This window comes from Streptomyces sp. NPDC002889 (genome assembly GCF_042888425.1).
Classification (GTDB): Bacteria; Actinomycetota; Actinomycetes; order Streptomycetales; family Streptomycetaceae; genus Streptomyces.
The window spans coordinates 1-22,415 of sequence record NZ_JBIAPT010000018.1 but is presented as its reverse complement, the minus strand read 5'-3'; the positions used below and the strand labels follow the sequence as shown (position 1 = coordinate 22,415).

The following is a 22,415-nucleotide window of genomic DNA, read 5'->3' as shown; positions in this document are numbered from 1 at the left end:
GAGGGAGGCTACTCCCGGTGGTTGTCGTGGTCCTTGTCGCGCCCGTTGTCCCGGCCCGGGTGCAGGCGTGACTTCACATCGTCCAGCGGCAGGAACTTCGACCACCGCTCCGGGAACTCCGACGGCATGTCCCCGTTGTCCTCCCCGTCGTCGTCCTCGTCGTCGTCCTCGTCGTCATCGTCATCGTCGAGGTCGAAGACATGCGCGGCTCTGGCCCGGGCCAGCAGCTCCGCGGCGTTCTCGGCCCGTACGCGCTCATTGGCTGCGCGCGCCGCGGCCGTGGCGACCGACGGCCAGACGCGGTCGATCGCGGCATTGACCGCGGCACCGACGAGGACGGCGAACGCGGAGATCCCTATCCACAGCAGGAAGGCGATGGGTGCGGCGAGTGAGCCGTAGATCGTCGGGCCCTCGACGGTGCTGGTGAGGTAGATCCGCAGCAGGAAACTGCCCAGCACCCACATTCCGAGGGCCACCAGCGCGCCGGGGATGTCCTCCACCCACGGTGATCGCACGGGCACGGACACGTGGTAGAGGGTGGTCAGGAAGACGACCGACAGCAGGATCACCACAGGCCAGTACAGAACTCTGACCACTTCCGTGCCCCAGGGCATCAGCTCCAGCACCCGGTCGGGGCCGACCACGGCGAGCGGCAGCACCACCGCGCCGATCAGCAGGGCCACGATGTAGAGCAGGAACGCCAGCAGCCTCGTCGCGACGATGCCACGCTGCCCGTCGAGCCCGTACATGACCGTGATCGTGTCGATGAAGACGTTGACCGCGCGTGAGCCGGACCAGAGGGCGATGGCGAAGCCGATGGAGATGATGTCCGGCCGGCCGCCGTGCGTGACGTCCTCCAGCAGGGGCTTCGCGATCTCGTTGACACCCCGCTCGGACAGCACCGTGCCGACCGCGCTGAGGATGTTCTCCTCGATGGAGGCGACGGTGGTGGTGTTGGTCCAGTTGTCGATGTAGCCGAGCAGTCCGATCAGGCCGAGCATCAGCGGCGGCACGGACAGGAGCGTGAAGAACGCCGCCTCGGCGGCAAGCCCCAGGATGCGGTACTCGATGCATGAATTGACGGTGTCCTTCAGCAGCAGCCATGCCATCTTCCGCTTCGAGACGTTGCGGTAGAGCACTCGGGCCCGGTGGAGTCGGCCCCGCGGCCGCTCGGGTGTTTCATTTGCTGCCTGCACCTCCTTACCGTATCGGCATGGCAGCCAGCACCCACACAGTGACCAACCAGGCTCCGCCCCTGGTGGGGTACGACGTCTTCTCGGCCGACCGGGTCCTTGCGGAGGCGGTCGAGCGGCACGTCGCGCCCGAACTTCTCGAGCAGGCGCGGGAGGAGCTCTCGGGGCTCGGGCAGACCGCGGGCTCGGCCCAGGCTCAGAGGTGGGGGACGCAAGCCAACGAGAATCCCCCGAAACTGCTCACCCACGACCGTTACGGCCATCGCATCGACGAGGTGGACTTCCATCCGGCCTGGCACCGGCTGCTGGGCAAGGGGGTCTCCGCGGGGCTGGTCAACGCCTGGGGCAGACCGGGCGGACATGTCCGGCGCACCGCAGGCTTCCTGGTGTGGTCGCAGGCGGAGGCCGGGCACGGCTGCCCGCTGTCGATGACGCACGCCGCGGTGCCCGCACTGCGCACCGACCCCGCTCTGGCCGCCGAGTGGGAACCCCGGCTGACGTCGCAGGTGTACGAGCAGGAGCTGCGCCCCGCCACGCTGAAGGCCGGTGTCCTGTTCGGGATGGGCATGACCGAGAAGCAGGGCGGCAGTGATGTGCGGGCCAACACCACCCGGGCCGAGCCGCTGGCCGTGGACGGCGAGTACGTGCTCACCGGCCACAAGTGGTTCTGCTCCGCTCCGATGTCCGACGGCTTTCTGGTACTCGCCCAGGCGGACGGGGGTTTGACCTGCTTTCTGGTGCCGCGGGTGCTGCCGGACGGGGCCCGCAACGTGTTCCGGATCCAGCGGCTCAAGGACAAGCTCGGCAACCGGTCCAATGCGTCGGCCGAGGTGGAGTTCGAGGGGACCTGGGCGCGCCGGGTCGGTGAGGAGGGGCGCGGGGTACCCACCATCATCGAGATGGTGGCGGCGACCCGGCTGGACTGTGTCACCGGCTCGGCGGCGCTGATGCGGCAGGCAGTGGCGCAGGCGGTCCACCATGCCGCGTACCGCAGCGCTTTCGGCGGGCTGCTCATCGACAAACCGCTGATGCGCAACGTGCTCGCCGATCTGGCGCTGGAGTCGGAGGCGGCGACGACGCTCGCGCTGCGGCTCGCCGCCGCGTACGACGCCGACACCGAGCAGGAGCGGGCGTTCCTTCGGATCGCGGTGCCGGCCGCGAAGTACTGGGTGACCAAGCGGTGCACGCCGCTGGTCGCCGAGGCCCTGGAGTGTCTGGGCGGCAACGGCTATGTCGAGGAGTGCGGCATGCCGCGCCTGCTGCGCGAATCGCCGCTGAACTCGATCTGGGAGGGCTCGGGCAACGTACAGGCGCTGGACGTGCTGCGTGCGCTGCAGAGAGAGCCTCACGCGCTGAACGCGTATCTGACGGAGGTGGGCAAGGCGCGCGGCGCCGATCACCGGCTGGACGGGGCGATCAAGGCACTGCTGACCGAGCTGGCGGACCTGAACGCCATCGAGGCACGGGCGCGCCGGCTGGTGGAGCGGATGGCCCTGGTACTGCAGGGCTCCCTGCTGGTGCGATGGGCGCCGCCCGAGGTCGCCGACGCGTTCTGCGCGTCGCGGCTGGGCGGGGACTGGGGAGCGGCGTTCGGCACGCTGCCGCACCCGCTCGATCTGCGGTCGATCGTCGAGCGGGCGCGCGCCGTCGTCTGACGGCTGGGCGTGTCTTTCGGATCAGGCCGGATCAGTGCGTGGTCCGGTGCTGGGGCACCTCCCGTGCCCGAAGGGCTACGGGGAGATCACAACGCTGCGACTGTGCAGGGTGGTGCTGCGCCGACACGGCACCACCCCGCACGCTGCCATGCGCCCCGCAGTGCGGTGCATGACCACCGGCGTACCGGTGTTCTGTCACCCTCGTTCACGCGCACGCCCGTTCGCGACGGTTGCAAGAGGTTGCATCCTTGTGCGGCATATCCCAGCGCGCCGGCGGCCGGCAGGAGGACGATTGGGCAGGCCGCCCCCCCGTACCGGACGCTGGCGTCGCCGAGGAGGACCCGGTGCAGAACTCAGCCCTCGACCTGGCCGGGCTCGCAGCCATGGACACCGCAGAAGCCACCCGGTTGCTCAAGGGCATGCGGGACGCCGCGCTGTCCGGACGCAGAACGGAAGTCGGCCCGCGCGCGGACATCAGCGAGTCCTGGCAGCGGATGATGCGCCACGGTATGGACCCCGACCGGGACTGCCGGGCCGGGGTGCTGCCGCTGGAGGAGACAGAACGGCGCCGGCTCAGCTCTCCGCTGGTCGAGGTGCTGCCGGTACTGCGAGAGGGCCTGGTGTCCATCGCGGAGGCGGCGCACCACATCATGGTGGTCGCGGACACCGAGGGGCGGCTGCTCTGGCGCGAGGGCAGTACGGCGGTGCTGCGCAAGGGCGACTCCCACGGCTTCGTGGTCGGCGCCGACTGGAACGAGGGCCGGGTGGGCACGAACGGCGTCGGCACTCCGCTGGTGTCCCGGCGGCCCACCCAGGTGCACTCGGCCGAACACTTCGTCTCCACCCACCACATGTGGACGTGCGCCGGGGCACCGATCACCGATCCGCGCAGCGGCAGGCTGATCGGGGTCGTCGACATCAGCGGGCCGCTGTCCACCATGCATCCGGCGACCCTCACCCTCGTCTCCTCGGTCGCCAAGCTCGCGGAGGCCGAGCTGCGCAACCGCCACTTCGCTTCGCTGGACCGGCTGCGCACCGTCGCCGCCCCGATGCTGGCCAGGCTGTCCGGGCGGGCGCTGGCGGTGGACGTCAACGGATGGCCGGCCGCCGTGACCGGGATGGCGCCGACGGGCCGCCTGCCGCTGCCGAAGGCGGTACGGGCGGGGCGGCTGTGGCTGCCCGCGCTCGGGATGTGCACGCTCGAGCCACTGCCCGGCGGCTGGCTGGTGCGGGTGGACGAGGAGCGTCCCGAGCCGGTGGCGGCCGGGCGGGTGGTGCTGGATCTGAGCAGGCCCCGGCGGCCCTCGGTGACGGTCTCGGGCGACTCCGGCAGCTGGGCACACGAGCTGAGCCCCCGCCATGCCGAGCTGCTGTACGTGCTGGCCCAGCACCGGGACGGACGGACCGCGGCACAGCTGGCGCAGGACCTCTTCGAGGATCCGACGCGCACAGTGACCGTGCGGGCGGAGATGTCCCGTCTGCGCCGCCATCTCGCGCAGATCCTGGCGCACCGCCCGTACCGCTTCACCGAGGAGGTGGAGGTGGAGCTCATCGAGCCGGAGCACCCGGGAGACCTGCTGCCGCAGTCGATGGCTCCCCTGGTGCGAAGGGCCAGACGGGAGCTGCCCTGAGCGATGCCGTCGTCAAGCGTCGTGGTTCCCTGGGCGGTATGAGCATCACTGTGACCACCTGGTCCCTGGAGCAGACCTCGGCCGCGGATCAGAGGCCGGCGGCGGAACCCGGCGGCGATGTGCGGATCGTGCGCGCCGAGATCCCCTCGCCGGAGTTCAGCCGCTTCCTGTACACGGCTGTCGGCGGCGACATCCACTGGACCGACCGGCTCGGTATGACGTACACCGCCTGGCAGGAGTGGCTCGGACGGCCCGGCGTGGAGACCTGGGTGGCGTACGAGAGGGGGACGCCGGCCGGATATGTGGAGCTCGAGGCGCAGGACGGCGGGGCGGTGGAGATCGTCTACTTCGGGCTGATCCCGGCATTCCGCGGCCGTCGGATCGGTGGCCATCTGCTGTCGTACGGGGTGGCTCGCGCATGGGACCTGGCGGAGCGCTGGCCTGGGCTGCCGCCGACCAAGCGGATCTGGCTGCACACGTGCTCCAAGGACGGCCCGCACGCCATGGACAATTATCTGCGCCGTGGCTTCACGCTCTTCGACACCAAGGTCGAGCAGGAGGCGCAGGCCCCGGCTCCTGGCTCTTGGCCCGGTGCCGGGGGCTGAACGAGCAGCCGTTCCGCTCCCGGTCCGGTGCGTTCGGCCCGGCCGGGTCCGGCGCCGTGCACCGGGGCCGCGAGGCGGACCGCGTGCACGGCGCGGTGGCGCCGGCCACGTGACCGGCGCCACACTGTCTTGCAATACGAGACATTGCTGTCCACATTTTGGACGAAGGTGGACTGAGTCCAAAGTCCCGTGACACGCTTCCGCCATGTCTGGAACTGGAATTGCCTTGGTGAGTCGGCGGCACGTCGACCTCGGCCGCATGTCCAGCGCCATCTGTCCGGCCTGCTGACAGCCCAGCACAGCCGCGCATCCCTTTTCCAGCCCCGCCCCTGCGCACCGTCGCGCTTTCCGCACGCGTGTGCAGTTCAGAGCCGCCCTCCTGCAGTCTCGAAGGACACTCCGCCATGGCCGCCATCCCCGAAAAGCCCACCTCCGCCGCGCCCCGCCGCAAGGCCGGACGCCACCGCGGCGAGGGTCAGTGGGCCGTTGGCCACATGACGCCACTCAATGCCAACGAGCAGACCAAGAAGGACGACGACGGTCTCAATGTGCGGACACGCATTGAGACGATCTACGCGCACCGCGGATTCGACTCCATCGACGGCGCCGACCTGCGCGGACGGATGCGCTGGTGGGGTCTGTACACCCAGCGCAAGCCCGGGATCGACGGCGGCAAGACCGCCATCCTGGAGCCGGAGGAGCTGGACGACAAGTACTTCATGCTGCGGGTGCGTATCGACGGTGGCCGGCTGACCACCGAGCAGTTGCGGGTGATCGGCGAGATCTCGCAGGAGTTCGCGCGCGGAACCGCCGACATCACCGACCGGCAGAACGTCCAGTTCCACTGGATCCGGATCGAGGACGTCCCGGAGATCTGGCGGCGGCTCGAGGCCGTTGGCCTGTCGACGACCGAGGCCTGCGGCGACACGCCGCGCACCATCCTCGGCTCTCCGGTCGCCGGCATCGCCGAGGACGAGATCGTCGACGGCACCTCGGCGATCGAGGAGATCCACCGCCGGTTCATCGGCAACCCGTCGTTCTCCAACCTGCCCCGCAAGTTCAAGACGGCGATCTCCGGCTCCCCGCTGCTGGATGTGGCCCATGAGATCAACGACATCGCCTTGGTCGGTGTCGAACACCCGGAGCACGGTCCCGGCTTCGACCTCTGGGTCGGCGGCGGCCTGTCCACCAACCCCAAGCTCGGGGTGCGCCTCGGTGCCTGGGTGCCGCTGGACGAGGTCCCGGACGTCTGGGAAGGCGTCATCTCGATCTTCCGCGACTACGGTTACCGCCGGCTGCGCACCCGCGCCCGCCTGAAGTTCCTGGTCGCCGACTGGGGCGCGGAGAAGTTCCGCCAGGTGCTTGAGGACGAGTACCTGCAGCGCAAGCTGGTCGACGGACCCGCGCCCGAACAGCCCGTGCAGCAGTGGCGCGACCACGTCGGTGTGCACCGGCAGCAGGACGGACGTTTCTACGTCGGATTCGCGCCGCGCGTGGGACGAGTGGACGGCGCCACCCTCACCAAGATCGCCGAGCTGGCCGAGGCGCACGGCTCGGGCCGGCTCCGTACCACCGTCGAGCAGAAGATGATCGTGCTCGATGTGACCGAGGACCAGGTCGAGTCCCTCAGCGCCGCTCTCGAGGCGCTCGACCTGCGGGTCAACCCCTCGTCGTTCCGGCGCGGCACGATGGCCTGCACCGGCATCGAGTTCTGCAAGCTGGCCATCGTCGAGACGAAGGCGCGCGGAGCCTCTCTGATCGACGAACTCGAGCGCCGGCTGCCCGAGTTCGACCAGCCGATCACCATCAACATCAACGGCTGCCCCAACGCCTGCGCCCGTATCCAGGTCGCGGACATCGGCCTCAAGGGCCAGCTGGTCCTGGACGACGACGGCAACCAGGTCGAGGGCTACCAGGTGCACCTGGGCGGCGCGCTCGGCCTCGAGGCCGGCTTCGGCCGCAAGGTCCGCGGTCTGAAGGTCACCGCTGACGAGCTGCCGGACTACGTGGAGCGGGTCCTCTCGCGCTACCGGTCGGCGCGCGAGGACGGCGAACGCTTCGCCACGTGGGCCGCGCGTGCCTCCGCGGAGGATCTCTCATGAGCGAGCGAGCGGCCCCCTTCTACTGCCCCTACTGCGGCGACGAGGACCTGCGTCCGAACGAGCAGGGCCACGGCGCTTGGGAATGCGCGGCGTGCAATCGAGCCTTCCAGCTGAAGTTCCTCGGGCTGCTCGCCCGTGGAGTTCGGCAGGACAACGGTGGGGGGAACGAGATATGACGGTGGTTCAGACCAAGGACGAGCTCAAGTCGCTCGCCGAGCAGGCCGGGCGGGACCTCGAGGAGGCCTCCGCCCTGGACATCCTGACGTGGGCGGCCGAGACCTTCGGCCCGCGTTTTTGCGTCACCTCCTCCATGGAGGACGCGGTCGTCGCCCATCTCGCCTCCCGTGCCTTCCCGGGCGTGGACGTCGTGTTCCTGGACACCGGCTACCACTTCCCGGAGACGATCGGCACCCGGGACGCCGTCGAGGCCGTGATGGATGTCAACGTCATCACGCTCACCCCGCGGCAGACCGTGGCCGAGCAGGACGCCGAGTACGGACCGAAGCTGCACGACCGCGACCCCGACCTGTGCTGCGCGCTGCGCAAGGTCAAGCCCCTCGAGGAGGGGCTGACCGCCTACGACGCGTGGGCGACGGGCCTGCGCCGCGACGAATCCCCGACGCGGGCGAACACCCCGGTCGTCGGCTGGGACGAGAAGCGGCAGAAGGTCAAGATCTCGCCGATCGCCCGCTGGACGCAGGACGACGTGGATGCCTACGTCGCCGAGCACGGCGTTCTGACCAACCCGCTGCTCATGGACGGCTACGCCTCCGTGGGCTGCGCGCCCTGCACCCGGCGGGTGCAGGAGGGCGAGGACGTGCGGGCCGGCCGCTGGGCAGGACGCGGCAAGACCGAGTGCGGGCTGCACGGCTGATGACGACCGATCAGATTCCTTTGGAGAAGCACGTGACCGGAGCCACGATCTGGCTCACCGGGCTGCCCAGCGCCGGTAAGACCACCATCGCGTACGAGCTGGCGGGCCGGCTGCGCGATGAGGGGCACCGCGTCGAGGTGCTCGACGGCGACGAGATCCGCGAGTTCCTCTCGGCGGGCCTCGGCTTCAGCCGCGAGGACCGGCACACCAACGTCCAGCGCATCGGTTTCGTGGCCGAGTTGCTGGCGTCGAACGGTGTGAAGGTCCTGGTCCCGGTCATCGCACCGTTCGCCGACAGCCGCGAAGCCGTCCGCAAGCGCCACCAGCAGGAAGGCAGCGCGTACTTCGAGGTGCATGTCGCCACTCCGGTGGAGGTGTGCTCCGTACGCGATGTGAAGGGGCTGTACGCCAAGCAGGCGGCGGGCGAGATCAGTGGCCTGACCGGGGTCGACGACCCGTACGAGGAGCCGACGGCACCGGACCTGCGGATCGAGTCCCACACCCAGACCGTCCAGGAGTCCGCGGCCGCGCTGCATGCGCTGCTCACCGAGAGGAACGTCCTGTGAGCCGGGGACACCTTCCGGCGGTAGCCGGGGGAGCACGTACGGCCCCCGGGCCGCAGACCACGACGATTGCCGCGCCTGTGCTCCCCCTGCCTTCGGCGGCCGGGACCCCCGGCGCGGGCGGACAAGCTCACGATGGGAGTGCAGCATGACGACGACGGTGAATGTCGTGGGCGAAAGCACCGACAGCCCGTACGCCCTCACCCACCTGGACGCGCTGGAGTCCGAGGCGGTGCACATCTTCCGTGAGGTGGCGGGCGAGTTCGAGCGGCCGGTGATCCTGTTCTCCGGCGGCAAGGACTCCATCGTCATGCTGCACCTGGCGCTGAAGGCGTTCGCGCCGGCGCCGGTGCCGTTCACTCTGTTGCACGTCGACACCGGGCACAACTTCCCCGAGGTCCTCGACTACCGCGACCGCACGGTCGCCGAGCACGGGCTGCGGCTGCATGTCGCCTCGGTGCAGGAGTACATCGACGCCGGCAAGCTGCGTGAACGCCCGGACGGCACCCGTAACCCGCTGCAGACCGTGCCGCTGACCGAGGCGATCCAGCAGCACCGCTTCGACGCCGTGTTCGGCGGCGGCCGCCGTGACGAGGAGAAGGCGCGCGCCAAGGAGCGGGTGTTCTCACTGCGCGACGAGTTCTCGCAGTGGGACCCGCGCCGGCAGCGTCCCGAGCTGTGGCAGCTCTACAACGGCCGCCACGCGCCCGGTGAGCATGTGCGTGTCTTCCCTCTGTCCAACTGGACCGAGCTGGACGTGTGGCAGTACATCGCCCGCGAGAAGATCGAACTGCCCCAGATCTACTTCGCCCATGAGCGCGAGGTCTTCAAGCGCAGCGGCATGTGGCTGACCGCCGGCGAGTGGGGCGGGCCCAAGGACGGCGAGAGCGTCGAGACACGGCTGATCCGCTACCGCACCGTCGGCGACATGTCCTGCACCGGCGCGGTGGACTCCGACGCCACCACGCTGGACGCCGTGATCGCCGAGATCGCCGCCTCCCGGCTCACCGAGCGGGGCGCCACCCGCGCCGACGACAAGATGTCCGAGGCCGCGATGGAAGACCGCAAGCGCGAAGGGTACTTCTAACCATGACCAGCACCACCGAGCGGCTCGCCGAGCAGTTGTCGGCGACCACACTGCTGCGCTTCGCCACCGCGGGTTCCGTCGACGACGGCAAGTCCACCCTGGTCGGGCGGCTGCTGCACGACTCCAAGTCGGTTCTGACGGACCAGCTGGAGGCTGTTGAGCACGCCTCGCGCAGCCGCGGCCAGGAGGCTCCGGACCTGGCACTGCTCACCGACGGTCTGCGGGCCGAGCGGGAGCAGGGCATCACCATCGATGTCGCGTACCGCTACTTCGCCACTCCCCGGCGCCGGTTCATCCTGGCCGACACCCCCGGGCATGTGCAGTACACCCGCAACATGGTCACCGGCGCCTCCACGGCCGAACTCACCGTGATCCTGGTCGACGCCCGTAACGGAGTGGTCGAGCAGACCCGCCGCCATGCCGCGATCGCCGCGCTGCTGCGCGTCCCGCACGTGGTGCTCGCGGTGAACAAGATGGACCTCGTCGAGTACGCCGAGCCCGTCTTCGCACGGATCGCCGAGGAGTTCACCGCGTACGCGAGCGAACTGGGCGTGCCCGAGATCACTGCGATCCCGATCTCAGCGCTCGCGGGTGACAACGTGGTGGACGTCTCCGCGAACATGGACTGGTACGGCGGCCCCACCGTGCTGGAGCACCTGGAGACCGTGCCCGTCAGCCACGATCTGACCGGATGCCACGCACGCTTCCCGGTGCAGTACGTGATCCGTCCGCAGACCGCCGAGCACCCCGACTACCGCGGCTACGCCGGCCAGATCGCCGCCGGTACGTTCCGGGTCGGTGAGAGCGTCACGGTCCTGCCGTCCGGCCGCACGTCGAAGATCTCCGGAATCGATCTGCTCGGCGAGCCGGTCGATGTCGCGTGGACCCCGCAGTCGGTCACCCTCCTGCTGGAGGACGACATCGACATCTCCCGCGGCGACCTCGTCGTCCCGAGCCATGACGCGCCCGCGACCTCGCAGGACGTCGAGGCGACGGTCTGCCATGTCGCCGACCAGCCGCTGACCGTGGGCCAGCGGGTGCTGCTCAAGCACACCACCCGCACCGTCAAGGCGATCGTGAAGGACATTCCGTCGAAGCTGACGCTCGACGACCTGTCCCAGCACCCCGCCCCGGGGCAGCTGGTCGCCAACGACATCGGCCGTGTCAGGGTCCGCACCGCGGAGCCGCTCGCGATCGACGCGTACGCCCACTCCCGCCGTACCGGCTCGTTCCTGCTGATCGACCCCGCGGACGGCACCACCCTCGCGGCCGGCATGGCGGGCGGCGCGTTCGCCACCGCCGAGGACGCCTCGGCCGAACTGGACGACGAGGGCTGGGACTTCTGATGATGACCGACATCTACGCGACCTTCGCCAAGGAGGGCGGCCGCGTCGGCAGCGGTGCCCTCGGCGCGGGCACGGGCGGAGTGGCGCGATGTGCGCGATGACGTACGCGCACTGCCTGCGCGCCCACACCCCCCGCACCCCGCACCGCCGAAAACACGCCGACATCCCGGCCGCGCCGTAAGAGCGTGACCGCCGGGCCAACGAGAGGAAAGCCTCCCGTGCCTGCCACCCGTACCACCCTGCGCCGCAGCTTCGCCGTAGCGGCCGCTCTGCCCCTGCTGGCCGTGGCGCTCACCGCCTGCGGCTACGGCTCCGAGGCGAAGAAGGACGACAAGGTCGCCCCCGCCGCCAAGGGCGAGAAGATCGGCGGTCTCGACGAGGTGAAGATCGGTTACTTCGCCAACGTCACCCACGCCACAGCCCTGGTCGGTCTCGAGGAAGGCCTGATCAAGAAGGAGCTCGGCGGCACGGCCGTCAAGCCCGCCGTCTTCAACGCCGGCCCCGCCGAGATCGAGGCGCTCAACTCCGGTGCCATCGACATCGGCTTCATCGGCCCCTCCCCCTCGATCAACGGCTACGTCAAGTCCAAGGGCCAGAGCCTGCGCATCATCTCCGGCTCCGCCTCCGGCGGTGTCTCGCTCGTCGTGAACCCGAAGAAGATCAAGTCCTTGGACGATCTCAAGGGCAAGAGAATCGCGACGCCACAGCTCGGCAACACTCAGGACGTCGCGCTCCTCAACTACCTGGCCGAAAAGGGCTACAAGGTGGACGCGACCTCCGGCAAGGGCGATGTGTCCGTCGCCCGTACGGACAACAAGGTGACCCCGGTCGCCTTCAAGTCGGGCGACATCGACGGCGCCTGGGTCCCCGAGCCGACCGCCTCCAAGCTGGTTGCCGAGGGCGGCAAGGTCCTCCTCGACGAGAAGTCCCTCTGGAAGGACGGCAAGTTCGTCATCACGAACGTGATCGTCTCCCAGAAGTTCCTCAAGGAGCACCCGGACGTCGTCGAGGCTGTGCTGCGCGGCACGGTGAACACCAACGCGTGGATCAAGGCGAACCCCGAGGAAGCCAAGAAGGCGGTCAACGCCGCGCTGGAGCGGGAGACGGGCAAGGCACTGCCGGCCGAGGTCATCGACCCCGCGTTCAAGAACGTCGAGATCCTCAACGACCCGCTGGCCTCCACGCTGCGCCTCGAGGCTGAGCACGCGGTCAAGGCGGGGCTGCTCGAGGATCCGAACCTGGACGGCATCTACGACCTCCGTCTGCTGAACAAGGTGCTGAAGGACGCGGGACAGCCCGCGGCCGACGACGCCGGTCTCGGCGCCAAGTAAGCAAACAGTCAGCAACCCGACGTTCCCAGGAGGTGATGCTCATGGCCAGCACGCTCACCAAGGCCGCCGAGGACGAGATTGCGGTGTCATACGCAGCGCGTATCACTCATGTCTCCAAGTCCTTCGGCCGTCCGGGCGCCCAGCAGCTCGTACTGGATGACATCAACATCGATGTCGCGCCCGGCGAGTTCGTCACCCTCCTGGGGGCTTCGGGGTGCGGCAAGTCGACCTTGCTCAATCTGGTCGCCGGGCTCGACCGGCCGTCCGCCGGGGAGATCGACGTCCCCGGCGGCCGCCCCGCCCTGATGTTCCAGGAGCACGCTCTCTTCCCCTGGCTCACCGCCGGGAAGAACATCGAACTCGCCCTGAAGATGCGCGGCCTGCCGAAGGCCGAGCGACGGACCGAGGCCGAGCGCCTGCTCGAGCTCGTACGCCTCAAGGGGGCGTACGACAAGCGTGTGCACGAGCTCTCGGGCGGTATGCGCCAGCGCGTGGCCATGGCTCGCGCGATCGCGCAGGCCAGCCAGCTGCTGCTGATGGACGAGCCGTTCGCGGCACTCGACGCGATCACGCGTGACGTCCTGCACGACGAGCTGACCCGCATCTGGCGTGAGACGAATCTGTCGGTTCTTTTCGTCACCCACAACGTGCGTGAGGCCGTCCGGCTCGCAGAACGGGTCGTCCTGCTCTCGTCCCGCCCCGGCCGCATAGCCCGCGAATGGAAGGTCGGTATACCGCACCCCCGCCGGATCGAGGATTCCGCGGTCGCCGACCTCTCCGTAGAGATCACCGAACAGCTGCGGGGGGAGATCCGCCGACATGGCCAGCACTGATACCAAGCAGCAGCCGACCCAAACCGATCCCGACCAGCTCGCCGGTCTGGAGGCAGGGCTCGACGCCCTGGAGACGCAGACCGCACAGCGTGTGCCGCTGGGCAAGACACTGCTGTCCAAGGCCGTACCACCGATCGTGGCCATCGCGATCGTTCTCGTGGTCTGGCAGCTCGCGTACCACTTCAAGGTGAAGGAGCACTATCTGCTCCCGAGCCCGGCGGACGTGGGCCGCACCCTCCAGGAGAAGTGGCTCGACGGCACCCTCCTCGACTATGTGTGGACGAGCCTTTCGCGCGGTGCGCTCGGTTTCTTCATCTCGGTTCTGGTCGGCACACCGCTGGGGCTGGTCGTGGCCCGGGTGAAGGTCGTACGGGCCGCGATCGGACCGATCCTGTCCGGGCTGCAGTCACTGCCGTCCGTCGCATGGGTTCCCGCCGCGATCATCTGGTTCGGTCTGACCGACGCCACGATCTACGCCGTGGTGCTGCTCGGTGCCGTGCCGTCGATCGCCAACGGCCTGGTGTCGGGAGTCGATCAGATCCCACCGCTGTACCTCCGGGCCGGGCGCGTCATCGGCGCGACCGGGCTGCAGGGCGTACGCCATGTGCTGCTCCCCGCCGCACTGCCGGGGTACATCGCCGGCCTCAAGCAGGGCTGGGCGTTCTCCTGGCGCTCGCTGATGGCCGCCGAACTCATCGTGAACGCCGCGGATCTGGGCGTGGGCCTCGGGCAGCTGCTGGAACAGGGCCGCGAGCTCCAGGACATGTCCTGGGTCCTCAGCGCGATCCTGCTGATCCTCGTCGTCGGCATCGGTATCGAACTGCTCATCTTCGCTCCACTGGAGCGGCGCGTCCTGCGCAGCCGCGGTCTCCTCGTCAAGAGCTGAGTTCCACCATGCACAGCCGCGCCCTCCTCGTCATCGCCCACGGCAGCCGCGACCCGCGGCACGCCGCGACCGTGCACGCCCTGGTGCGCCGGGTGCGGATGCAGCGGCCGGAGCTGCGCGTGTCGACGGCGTTCCTCGACTTCAACGCGCCCTCCGTGCCGCAGGTGCTGGAGCGGATGGCGGGCGACGGCATACGGGACGTGGTGGCGCTGCCCCTGCTGCTGACCCGGGCCTTCCACGCCAAGGCCGACATCCCCTCGGTGCTGAACGAGGCCCGGGCCCGCCACCCCCGGCTGCGCATCACCCAGGCCGAGGTGCTCGGACCGTCCCCGCTGCTGCTGGACGCGGTGGAGCGGCGGCTGTACGAGGCCGGGCTGACCCCTGCCGACAAGCGCTCGACCGGGGTCGTCCTGGCCTCGGCGGGCTCCTCCGACCCGGAGGCGATCGCAGTGATCGCTGAAATCGCGCGGGAGCTGCGGCACACCGGTTGGTGCGCCGTGCGGCCTGCGTTCGCCTCCGCTGTATCTGCCGCGGGCTCCTCCCGTACCGAGGACGCGGTACGGGAACTGCGTGCGAGGGGAGTGCACCGCGTGGCGGTGGCCCCGTATGTGATCGCCCCGGGGCGCCTCCCCGACCGCATCGCGGCCGGCGCCCACGAGGCCGGAGCCGATGTCCTCGCGGATGTCCTCGGGCCGTCCCTGGAGCTGGCGCGGCTGCTGCTCCAGCGGTACGACGGAGCGCGCACGGAGCAGCGACTCGCCGTCGGCGCCTGACCCCGTGGCCCCGGCCGGGCGGCCGGGCGGTGCGCTCAGTCGGTGAGGGACGCGCCGAAGCGGGCCGCCTTGTACGGGGCGCCGAGCGTGGCCGCGCCGAACGAGAACGAACCCTTCACCTCAATACCGGACGGCCCGGCGGGGAAGATCCAGATGGCTCCCCGGCTCGCGTTCTCCCCCGCGTCGCCGACCACCATCTCGGCGCGCCCGTCGCGATTGAAGTCGCCCAGGGACGTGGCGGCCTCGCCGAACATGTCGCCCTCCTCGACGCGGCCCGGGACGCCCGCGGTGTACTGGCCGAACTCCCTCGATCGGGTGCCGCTGATCCCGTCCGCCCCGCCGGTGAACACCAGTACACGCCCGGCGTCCGGGGTCCCGGTGACGTTCTCGCCCGGCAGCCCGGTGACGATGTCCTGATAGCCGTCGCCGTTGGTGTCGCCGAAGGACAGGCCGTCGCCCATGCCGTCGTGGAACTCGGCCACACCTGACACACCCGGGCTGTCCTGGTTGATCCAGACCGGATCGCGCCCGGGGCCGGTCCGCGGGCCGCCGTAGGAGACGAACAGTGCGCCACCCTTCGTGTCGTGGCTGTCCACATGCGACCACTCGTCGGGGCGGCCGACGACGACGTCCCCGTAGCCGTCCTTGTCCACGTCGGCGATGCCGACGGTGTTGCCGCCCGCAGGCAGTCCCGCGGCGTCCTTGAGTTCGACGCCGCCCCCAAGGCCTGCGGAGCCGCCGGGCAGTACGAACGTGTGCTTCTGCCAGGGATCGGAGGGGCCGAAGCCGGTGATCGCCAGGTCTCCGGTGCCGTCGCCGGTCACATCGCCGACGGCGATGCCACCGGTGTCCAGCAGGGCCGTGCCCTGGAGCGAGTAACCGCTGATGCTGCGCCAGGCACCGGAGCGGGTGAAGGGGCCGTGCAGAACATGGCCGGCATGGCGGTCGTCGCCGATGACGATGTCGGGCAGGCGGTCCCCGTCGACGTCACCTACCGCAAGGGGGGCTCCGCTGTTCTCCTGTTCACCGGGGACCGGCGCGAGGATCGTCGCGTTCTTCGACAGTCCCTTCGCTCCACCCCAGTTGACCACGACGGTGGTGCCCTGGTCCCTGCTCACCGCCTGCGACCACACCCGGCTGATGAGGTCCGCGTAGCCGTCCCGGTCCAGGTCGGCCGTGTGCAGGTCCGTACCGTACCGGCACTCCGGGTCCGCCAGACCGGAACGGTCGGGCCAGGTCACCACCTGCTTCCGGGTGGTGGACAGGCCGCCGCGACCGCCGAGGAGGACGCTCACCGCCCCTGCCCGGTCCACGCCGTTCACCAGGGACCCGGGAGCGCCGACCGCCAGGTCGCGGTAGCCGTCGCCGTTGAAGTCGTCGGGCAGGCTCGCGCTGGAGGGGCGCCCGGCCTGCCGGTCGTGCGGCGTTGACGACGCCCGGCCGATCGGGACCGCCATCGTTCCCATGGCAAGCGCAAGGCCGGTCGCGATCACCAGGCGGCGGCGAGCATTCATGAGAATCATGGGAGTTTCCCCTCACATCGGCTTCGAGCAGAGCGGATGGCCGGCGGCCGACCCCTACGTGCCCGGGTCGGCCCACCCTGTACGACCCCGTGCGGGCGGGAAGGTTGTACGACCGTGCGGCTCGCCCGCCCCGGCCAGGTCAGGACCAACCCGGGTCGCGTCCCGAGGTGGCGAGGGCTCGTTCGAAAGCCGAGGCCGGGGCGGGGACCGCGACGGGCGCGGCGAAGCCGTCGTACCGGCGGTAGACGTCGGCGTGCTCTTCGACGACGGCCAGGATCAGCGCGCCTGCCGCCTCCGGGATGCGGTGCTCCTGGCCGGTGGCCCGGGCCAGGTCCCAGCCGTGGACCGCGAGTTCCTTGGTGATCAGGGACGCGATCCGGGGGGCGGGCATCGTGGTGAAGCCGAGATCCACCTCTCCTTCCCAGACCGCCGGGTCGGACCAGGCGGCGAGGGCGCGGTCCAGGCGGGCGGCGTACCGGGCCGCCCAGTCGGCTTCGGCGGTGAAGTCGCGAGCGACGAGTGCGTCGGGCAGGGGCTTGCGCAGGGCGCGGTGTTCGAGGCCGTGGGAGGAGTAGAGGACGAGATGGTTCACGAGAGCGCGGACGTCCCATTCCTTGCAGGGTGTCGGCGCGCAGAGCTGCTCCGCGCCGACACCACCGGCGATACGGGCGGCCTCGGCCGCGCATGCGGTGAGCTGCGGGTACACGGTGTCGATGTCCATGCCCGCACGCTAGGTCGGGGTACGGACCGAGGTCTTGAACAAACGCGACAGGAGCCGCGTCCGGGCCGGTCTCAGCCGCCCGCGCTGCGACGGTTCTCGATCGTGGTGCCCTGGTCGTCGTCGAAGAGCGTGCCCTGGTGGAAGTAGAGCAGCCAGCTGTCCCCGGTCAGCCGCCACAGCGAGCTGCGATGCGCCCGCTGCCCGCCCGACTCGGTGTCGAAGGTCAGATGGACCACGCCGGGTGCGAGCTCCACACCCCTCATCCGCGAGGTCGTGATCGTCCGCGGAGCGGGCGCGTCGCGCGACGTGAGCGCGGCGATGACCGAGTCCCGGTCCCACAGCCGTCCCGAGGTTCCGCACTCCTGGAAGTCCGGGTGGAGCAGTTGCGCCAGCTGCTCGGGCGAGGATCGCACCTCCGGATCGAGCAGGCGGAACTCCGCCTCCATGGCGGCGTTGACGGCATCCGTGGACGAGAGGTCAGTCACGGGTCAGCTCCACCAGCTTGACGACGGTGTTCCAGTTCCGGGTGGTGGCGACGATGCCCTTGAACAGGCTGGGTCTGGCGAGCGCCTCGGCGAGCTTGGACCGGCCGAGGCCGTCGGGCGCGTAGAGGTAAAGGGCCCGGTCGCCGAGCCGGAACTCCTCCGGCAGATAGGCCGGGGCGTCGATCGCGGCGAGCCGGTCGGCGCCGACCGGCTCCGAGAAGTAGGTGAGGTGCAGCTGCTTGGCCTCCAGCTCGGCGGCGGGGAACGGACAGTCCTCGGCGACCGCCCGCAGATACGCGCCACTGCGCACCAGTGTGTCGACCCGGAAGCCGAAGGCCCTCTCGATGGCCCGCTCCAGTCCTGCCGCGAGCTCCTGCTCGTCGTCCGACGGGCTGCTGAAGACGACATTGCCGCTCTGCAGATAACTGGCCACGTCGGAGTGGCCCAACTGCTCCAGCAAGGAACGGAGTTCGGCCATGGGGACCTTCCGGTGCCCACCCACGTTGATCCCGCGCAGCAGTGCCGCATACCTCGTGGTCATAGGCCAACGATAAGGCGGCCGCCGTGCCCCGTGGGGGAGGGCACGGCGGCCGCCGACTCGGCGATGCCTCGGGCGGTCGGTTACTCGACGACCTTCAGCAGCTTGTTGGGCGTGCCCGCACTGGGGTTGGTGATCTTGTCGGCCGTGGCGCCCCCGGTGAGGGCCTGGGCGACCTGCTCCGGAGCGGCGTCCTTGTGGCCGGCGAGGTAGACGGCGGCCGCGCCGACGACATGCGGCGTGGCCATGGAGGTGCCGGAGATGGTCTTGGTGCCCTCGTCGCTGTCGTTCCACGCCGAGGTGATGTCCGAGCCCGGCGCGTAGATGTCCACGACGTCACCGAAGTTGGAGAACTCCGACTGCTTGTCGTCCTTGGTCGACGAGGCGACGGTGATGGCCTCCTTGACCCGGGACGGGGAACCCTGGCCCGCGTCGGAGGACTCGTTGCCTGCCGCCACGCCGAAGGTGACACCCGCGGCGACCGCCTTGCGCACCGCCTCGTCGAGGGCCTCGTCGGCGCCGCCCCCGAGGCTCATGTTGGCCACGGACGGACCCTGGTGGTTCTGGGTGACCCAGTCGATGCCGGCGACGACCTGCTCGGTGCTGCCCGAGCCGTTGTCGTCGAGCACCCGTACGGCGACGATCTTGGCCTTCTTGGCGACGCCGTGCGCGGCGCCGGCGATGGTGCCCGCGACATGGGTGCCGTGGCCGTTGCCGTCGTCGGCGGAGTCGTCCTTGTCCACGGCGTCGAAGCCGTGGGTGGCACGGCCCTCGAAGTCCTTGTGCGTGATGCGGACACCGGTGTCGATGACGTACGCCGTGACACCTTCGCCCGCGCTGTCCGGGTAGGTGTACTTGCTGTCGCCTGCGGTGTCGGCCTGGTCGATCCGGTCGATGCCCCAGGACGGCGGGTTGTCCTGGGTGGCGTTGATCGTGAACTTCTTGTTCTGGACGACCTTGTCGACGGCCGGGTCGGCGGCGAGACGCTTGGCCTCGGTCTCCGAAAGCCCGCTGGCGGAGAAGCCGTTGATGGCGGAGCTGTAGTTGCGCTGCAGCTTGCCGCCGTACTCCGTGGCGAGCTCCTTCTTGTCGGCCTTCTGGTCGAGCATCACGATGTAGCTGCCGGCGATGGCGCCTTCGGCGTTCGCTCCGTAGACCTTGCCTTCTACGGGCGCTGCGGCACCGGCGAACGAGGTGTTGAGAAGCGTGACTCCGGCTGCGGCGGCGACGGCGGTGATGGCCGCAGTGAGCTTGATCCTGCTCGCGCGCTTGTGAGTTGCCATGAAGAGGGGACTCCTCGTCATCATTTGTGGGGGGAATGCCCCGCGGACGCAAATCTTGCGGGGCTGACTCGAAACCCTGACCGATTGACGCGCCCAGATCAAGACCTTCATGCAGCTGTTACCGACTCAACAAGGTTTCGCAATACGAAATCAGCCAGTGCATCTCAAGTCGGACCGCACACTCAATCCTCATTAGATGTAAGGGGCTTCGATCCTTCTTGTCGGGGATACGACCGGTCCGAAAGGAGGAGATACCCGCCAGTCCGAGTCACCGGCCAGCACGACGAGAAGGCCGGAATCCGCCCCTAGCCTCGCAGTGGGTACGACGGTGCGGCGCCGACACCGGACACACACGGTCCGCATCGCTCACGCACGCACGCACGCAAAGACGCAAAGGCGCGCTGCCACGGGCCCGCACGGGCACGGGGACGCGTGGAGCACGGACCGGCACGGACACGCAGACGACGAGGGGACAAGCGGGCCATGGGGAGAGCAGAAGGGGGCCCGCGCGGCATAGCCGCGCGGGCCGGCGGCTGGAGCGCACAGCACCGCTGGGCCGCCGTGGGGATCTGGGTGCTGTTCGTGCTGCTCGCCATGGTGGCGGGCTCGGCAGCGGGCCGCGTCGAACTCAAGGAAAGCGACCAGCTGTCGGGTGAGACCACGTCGGCAGCCCGGATCACGGAGGAGGCCGGCATCGACGAACCGGCCGGTGAGAGCGTGCTGATCCAGGCGAGGGACCGGTCCGTCAAGGCGACCGACCCCGCCTTCCGCAAGGCCGTCGACGAGGTGATGAAGGCGGTCGAGGGCACTCGTGAGGTGACTGCGGTGACCTCGCCGTACGACACCAAGTCCCTCTCCAGGGACGGGCGCAGTGCGCTCGTCCAGTTCGATGTGCGCGGCGACGCCGAGACCGCGATCGACCGCATCGAGCCGGTGCTCGATGCCGTCGCCGGGGTCCAGGAGCGGCACAAGGAGCTGCGGATCGAGGAGCTCGGCAGCGCCAGCATGGGCAAGACCTTCGACGAGGCCTTCGGCAACGACTTCCAGCGGGCCGAGTTCTCCGCGGTGCCCGTCGCGCTGGGCATTCTGCTGATCGCCTTCGGCGCTCTGGTGGCGGCGCTGCTGCCGGTGCTGCTGGCCATCACCGCGATCATGGCCACGATGGGTCTGATGGGCGTGGCCAGCCATCTCATGCCGATGGGTGATTCGGCGAACTCCGTGATGCTGCTGGTGGGTCTGGCGGTCGGTGTCGACTACTGCCTGTTCTATCTCCGGCGCGAGCGAGAGGAGCGCGAGGCCGGACGTGACGGCCGCACGGCGATCCTGATCGCCGCCGCGACCAGTGGCCGGGCCGTCGTCGTCTCCGGTGTGACGGTATGCGTGGCGATGGCGGGCATGCTCTTCACCGGGATCGGCGAGTTCGAGTCGATGGGTCTGGCCTCGCTGATCGTGGTGGCCGTGGCGATGGTCGGCTCCGTGACGGTGCTGCCCGCACTGCTGTCGCTGCTGGGCGAGCGGGTGGAGAAGGGCCGCATCCCCTTCCTGAACCGCATCAAGCGCGGTGCGAACGGCCGGGGCGGTCAGAGCCGGGTGTGGACCCGCGTGCTCGGCGGTGTGCTCAAGCGGCCGCTGGTCTCGCTGCTGGTGGCGGCGGGGGCGCTGGTCGCGATCGCGTTGCCCGCGGTGGGCATGAAGACCCAGAACTTCACGCTGGACCAGGAGTTCGGCGACTCGCTGCCGATCGTGGCGACGTACGACAGGATCAACGAGGCGTTCCCCGGTGGGGCCGATCCGGCCGAGGTCGTCGTCAAGGCGGACGACATCAACGCCGCGCCCGTACAACAGGCGATCGCCGACTTCCGTGAGCGTGCGGTGAGTTCGGGGGCCTCCGAAGGACCGGTCGAGGTCGTGAAGCACGACGCGCAGAATCTCGCGTTCGTGTACGTGCCCCTGGTGGGCGGCTCCGACCAGGACCGGGCCGAGAAGAGCCTGAGCATGCTGCGCGACGAGGTGCGGCCTGCGACGCTGGGCAAGGTCGACGGCGTGGAGGCCCCGATCACCGGTCAGGTCGCCGGCTCGAAGGACTTCAACGACCAGATGGCCGGGGCTGTGGCGCCGGTGTTCGCGTTCGTCGTGCTGTTCGCGTTCGTCCTGATGCTGCTGTCGTTCAGGTCCCTGACGATCGCGGTCACCTCGATCGTCCTCAACCTGCTGTCGGTGGGAGCCGCGTACGGCATCCTGACGGCCGTGTTCCAGCACGGCTGGGGCGCGTCACTGGTCGGCGCGGAGGGCGTCGGCGCGATCATCGCCTGGCTGCCGCTGTTCCTCTTCGTGATCCTGTTCGGGCTCTCCATGGACTACCACGTGTTCGTGGTGTCCCGGATCCGCGAGGCGAAGCTGCAGGGCCGCGGGACCCGTGAGGCGATCACGCACGGCGTGGTGACGACCGCGGGTGTGGTGACGAGCGCGGCGGTCATCATGGTCGCGGTCTTCGCGATCTTCGGCACGCTGTCGATGCAGTCGATGAAGCAGATGGGCGTCGGCCTGGCCGCGGCGGTCCTGATCGACGCGACGGTCATCCGCGGTGTGCTGCTGCCGGCGATCATGGCTCTGCTGGGAGACCGCAACTGGTACTTCCCGAAGTGGCTGAACTGGCTCCCGGATCTGTCCCACGACGAGCCCCCGCCGCCTGTGGCCCCTTCGGTGCCGCACCACGACGACGACGGCCGCCGCGAGCCGGTGCACGTCTGACGCCCGGGTGCTCCGTACCCGCGCAGCGCTCCCCCGGGCCCTGGGCCTGGCGGAGCGCTGCGCGCGACGGCCCCGTGGGCCGAGCCCGGCCGAGACACCAGGGAGCAGTAACCCGCCGCAGGGCCGCTACAACCTCCTCGCCTCGTTCTGACCGTCTGTCATGGACAGGCCGATCCCGCGGCCGTAGCCGCCCAACGACTGGCCAGTGATCCGGCGATGCTGGCGTGCGGGCCGG

21 protein-coding genes are annotated in these 22,415 nt (G+C 69.7%); 15 read left to right on the top strand and 6 right to left on the bottom strand.

All coding sequences use genetic code 11. The annotated features are described in order from the left end of the window. Positions 1-8 precede the first annotated feature (8 nt). A complete protein-coding gene (locus ACFYWI_RS25485) occupies positions 9-1,196 on the bottom strand; it encodes a YihY/virulence factor BrkB family protein (RefSeq protein ID WP_389236760.1) in 1,188 nt (395 codons plus the stop codon). Positions 1,197-1,213: 17 nt separating this feature from the next. Here ACFYWI_RS25485 and ACFYWI_RS25480 point away from each other — a divergent pair, with 17 nt between their 5' ends. The 14 genes from ACFYWI_RS25480 (at position 1,214) to ACFYWI_RS25415 (ending at position 14,879) form a co-directional block, all read left to right on the top strand. After that, positions 1,214-2,848, top strand: a complete 1,635-nt coding sequence (locus ACFYWI_RS25480) for an acyl-CoA dehydrogenase family protein (RefSeq protein WP_389236758.1) — start codon at positions 1,214-1,216, stop codon at positions 2,846-2,848. Positions 2,849-3,231: 383 nt separating this feature from the next. Then, entirely contained in the window at positions 3,232-4,479 is a 1,248-nt protein-coding gene (locus ACFYWI_RS25475; protein ID WP_389237036.1) for a GAF domain-containing protein, read from the top strand. A 38-nt stretch (positions 4,480-4,517) separates the two neighbouring features. Beyond that, on the top strand, positions 4,518-5,084 hold the full coding sequence (locus ACFYWI_RS25470; protein ID WP_389236756.1) for a GNAT family N-acetyltransferase: 567 nt from the start codon (positions 4,518-4,520) through the stop codon (positions 5,082-5,084). A 205-nt stretch (positions 5,085-5,289) separates the two neighbouring features. Then, on the top strand, positions 5,290-5,373 hold the full coding sequence (locus ACFYWI_RS25465) for a putative leader peptide (RefSeq protein ID WP_313904670.1): 84 nt from the start codon (positions 5,290-5,292) through the stop codon (positions 5,371-5,373). A gap of 115 nt (positions 5,374-5,488) precedes the next feature. Further along, positions 5,489-7,186, top strand: coding sequence for a nitrite/sulfite reductase (locus ACFYWI_RS25460; protein WP_389236754.1), 1,698 nt, complete (start codon positions 5,489-5,491; stop codon positions 7,184-7,186). Beyond that, entirely contained in the window at positions 7,183-7,362 is a 180-nt protein-coding gene (locus ACFYWI_RS25455; RefSeq protein WP_389236752.1) for a hypothetical protein, read from the top strand. The genes ACFYWI_RS25460 and ACFYWI_RS25455 overlap by 4 nt, the downstream gene beginning before the upstream one ends. Further along, positions 7,359-8,060: a phosphoadenylyl-sulfate reductase gene (locus ACFYWI_RS25450; protein ID WP_389236750.1), complete on the top strand. Its 702-nt coding sequence runs from the start codon at positions 7,359-7,361 to the stop codon at positions 8,058-8,060. The genes ACFYWI_RS25455 and ACFYWI_RS25450 overlap by 4 nt, the downstream gene beginning before the upstream one ends. Beyond that, positions 8,060-8,626: an adenylyl-sulfate kinase gene (gene cysC / locus ACFYWI_RS25445; RefSeq protein WP_389236748.1), complete on the top strand. Its 567-nt coding sequence runs from the start codon at positions 8,060-8,062 to the stop codon at positions 8,624-8,626. Before ACFYWI_RS25450 ends, cysC begins: the two co-directional genes overlap by 1 nt. Positions 8,627-8,771: 145 nt before the next feature. Further along, entirely contained in the window at positions 8,772-9,710 is a 939-nt protein-coding gene (cysD, locus tag ACFYWI_RS25440; RefSeq protein ID WP_389236746.1) for a sulfate adenylyltransferase subunit CysD, read from the top strand. 2 nt (positions 9,711-9,712) lie between these two features. After that, positions 9,713-11,056 carry a sulfate adenylyltransferase subunit 1 gene (locus ACFYWI_RS25435; protein ID WP_389236744.1) on the top strand — a complete coding sequence of 448 codons (1,344 nt, stop codon included), beginning with the start codon at positions 9,713-9,715 and terminating at the stop codon, positions 11,054-11,056. Positions 11,057-11,274: 218 nt separating this feature from the next. Further along, a complete protein-coding gene (locus ACFYWI_RS25430; RefSeq protein ID WP_389236742.1) occupies positions 11,275-12,387 on the top strand; it encodes an aliphatic sulfonate ABC transporter substrate-binding protein in 1,113 nt (370 codons plus the stop codon). A gap of 41 nt (positions 12,388-12,428) precedes the next feature. Next, a complete protein-coding gene (locus tag ACFYWI_RS25425; RefSeq protein ID WP_389236740.1) occupies positions 12,429-13,220 on the top strand; it encodes an ABC transporter ATP-binding protein in 792 nt (263 codons plus the stop codon). Next, on the top strand, positions 13,207-14,106 hold the full coding sequence (locus ACFYWI_RS25420; protein ID WP_389236738.1) for an ABC transporter permease: 900 nt from the start codon (positions 13,207-13,209) through the stop codon (positions 14,104-14,106). Before ACFYWI_RS25425 ends, ACFYWI_RS25420 begins: the two co-directional genes overlap by 14 nt. 8 nt (positions 14,107-14,114) lie before the next feature. Next, entirely contained in the window at positions 14,115-14,879 is a 765-nt protein-coding gene (locus ACFYWI_RS25415) for a sirohydrochlorin chelatase (RefSeq protein ID WP_389236736.1), read from the top strand. A 35-nt stretch (positions 14,880-14,914) separates the two neighbouring features. Here the strand turns inward: ACFYWI_RS25415 and ACFYWI_RS25410 are convergent, their stop codons facing one another. The 5 genes from ACFYWI_RS25410 to ACFYWI_RS25390 all read right to left on the bottom strand — a co-directional run bounded on the left by ACFYWI_RS25410 (position 14,915) and on the right by ACFYWI_RS25390 (position 19,429). Continuing rightward, the gene (locus ACFYWI_RS25410; protein WP_389236734.1) at positions 14,915-16,402 is read right to left on the bottom strand and encodes a VCBS repeat-containing protein; all 1,488 of its coding nucleotides are present in this window, start codon (positions 16,400-16,402) and stop codon (positions 14,915-14,917) included. Between the two features lie 139 nt (positions 16,403-16,541). Then, the gene (locus ACFYWI_RS25405; protein WP_389236732.1) at positions 16,542-17,123 is read right to left on the bottom strand and encodes a TIGR03086 family metal-binding protein; all 582 of its coding nucleotides are present in this window, start codon (positions 17,121-17,123) and stop codon (positions 16,542-16,544) included. A gap of 71 nt (positions 17,124-17,194) precedes the next feature. Beyond that, positions 17,195-17,608, bottom strand: a complete 414-nt coding sequence (locus tag ACFYWI_RS25400; protein ID WP_389236730.1) for a DUF4440 domain-containing protein — start codon at positions 17,606-17,608, stop codon at positions 17,195-17,197. Then, the gene (locus ACFYWI_RS25395) at positions 17,601-18,149 is read right to left on the bottom strand and encodes a DUF1697 domain-containing protein (RefSeq protein ID WP_389236728.1); all 549 of its coding nucleotides are present in this window, start codon (positions 18,147-18,149) and stop codon (positions 17,601-17,603) included. The genes ACFYWI_RS25400 and ACFYWI_RS25395 overlap by 8 nt, the downstream gene beginning before the upstream one ends. Positions 18,150-18,229: 80 nt before the next feature. After that, positions 18,230-19,429, bottom strand: coding sequence for a S8 family peptidase (locus tag ACFYWI_RS25390; protein WP_389236726.1), 1,200 nt, complete (start codon positions 19,427-19,429; stop codon positions 18,230-18,232). 483 nt (positions 19,430-19,912) lie between these two features. Here ACFYWI_RS25390 and ACFYWI_RS25385 point away from each other — a divergent pair, with 483 nt between their 5' ends. After that, positions 19,913-22,180 (top strand): MMPL family transporter, encoded by a 2,268-nt coding sequence (locus tag ACFYWI_RS25385; RefSeq protein WP_389236724.1) that lies wholly within the window; start codon positions 19,913-19,915, stop codon positions 22,178-22,180. Positions 22,181-22,415 lie beyond the last annotated feature (235 nt).

Excerpts from the sequence above, each read along its gene's own strand:
- ACFYWI_RS25385 (WP_389236724.1), top strand. The coding sequence starts at position 19,913 with ATGGGGAGAGCAGAAGGGGGCCCGCGCGGCATAGCCGCGCGGGCCGGC.
- ACFYWI_RS25450 (WP_389236750.1), top strand. The coding sequence starts at position 7,359 with ATGACGGTGGTTCAGACCAAGGACGAGCTCAAGTCGCTCGCCGAGCAG.
- cysC (WP_389236748.1), top strand. The coding sequence starts at position 8,060 with ATGACGACCGATCAGATTCCTTTGGAGAAGCACGTGACCGGAGCCACG.
- ACFYWI_RS25480 (WP_389236758.1), top strand. The coding sequence starts at position 1,214 with ATGGCAGCCAGCACCCACACAGTGACCAACCAGGCTCCGCCCCTGGTG.
- ACFYWI_RS25405 (WP_389236732.1), bottom strand. The coding sequence starts at position 17,123 with ATGGACATCGACACCGTGTACCCGCAGCTCACCGCATGCGCGGCCGAG.
- ACFYWI_RS25475 (WP_389237036.1), top strand. The coding sequence starts at position 3,232 with ATGGACACCGCAGAAGCCACCCGGTTGCTCAAGGGCATGCGGGACGCC.
- ACFYWI_RS25410 (WP_389236734.1), bottom strand. The coding sequence starts at position 16,402 with ATGATTCTCATGAATGCTCGCCGCCGCCTGGTGATCGCGACCGGCCTT.
- ACFYWI_RS25455 (WP_389236752.1), top strand. The coding sequence starts at position 7,183 with ATGAGCGAGCGAGCGGCCCCCTTCTACTGCCCCTACTGCGGCGACGAG.
- ACFYWI_RS25465 (WP_313904670.1), top strand. The coding sequence starts at position 5,290 with ATGTCTGGAACTGGAATTGCCTTGGTGAGTCGGCGGCACGTCGACCTC.
- ACFYWI_RS25395 (WP_389236728.1), bottom strand. The coding sequence starts at position 18,149 with ATGACCACGAGGTATGCGGCACTGCTGCGCGGGATCAACGTGGGTGGG.
- ACFYWI_RS25425 (WP_389236740.1), top strand. The coding sequence starts at position 12,429 with ATGGCCAGCACGCTCACCAAGGCCGCCGAGGACGAGATTGCGGTGTCA.
- ACFYWI_RS25435 (WP_389236744.1), top strand. The coding sequence starts at position 9,713 with ATGACCAGCACCACCGAGCGGCTCGCCGAGCAGTTGTCGGCGACCACA.
- ACFYWI_RS25390 (WP_389236726.1), bottom strand. The coding sequence starts at position 19,429 with ATGGCAACTCACAAGCGCGCGAGCAGGATCAAGCTCACTGCGGCCATC.
- ACFYWI_RS25470 (WP_389236756.1), top strand. The coding sequence starts at position 4,518 with ATGAGCATCACTGTGACCACCTGGTCCCTGGAGCAGACCTCGGCCGCG.
- ACFYWI_RS25420 (WP_389236738.1), top strand. The coding sequence starts at position 13,207 with ATGGCCAGCACTGATACCAAGCAGCAGCCGACCCAAACCGATCCCGAC.
- cysD (WP_389236746.1), top strand. The coding sequence starts at position 8,772 with ATGACGACGACGGTGAATGTCGTGGGCGAAAGCACCGACAGCCCGTAC.
- ACFYWI_RS25415 (WP_389236736.1), top strand. The coding sequence starts at position 14,115 with ATGCACAGCCGCGCCCTCCTCGTCATCGCCCACGGCAGCCGCGACCCG.
- ACFYWI_RS25460 (WP_389236754.1), top strand. The coding sequence starts at position 5,489 with ATGGCCGCCATCCCCGAAAAGCCCACCTCCGCCGCGCCCCGCCGCAAG.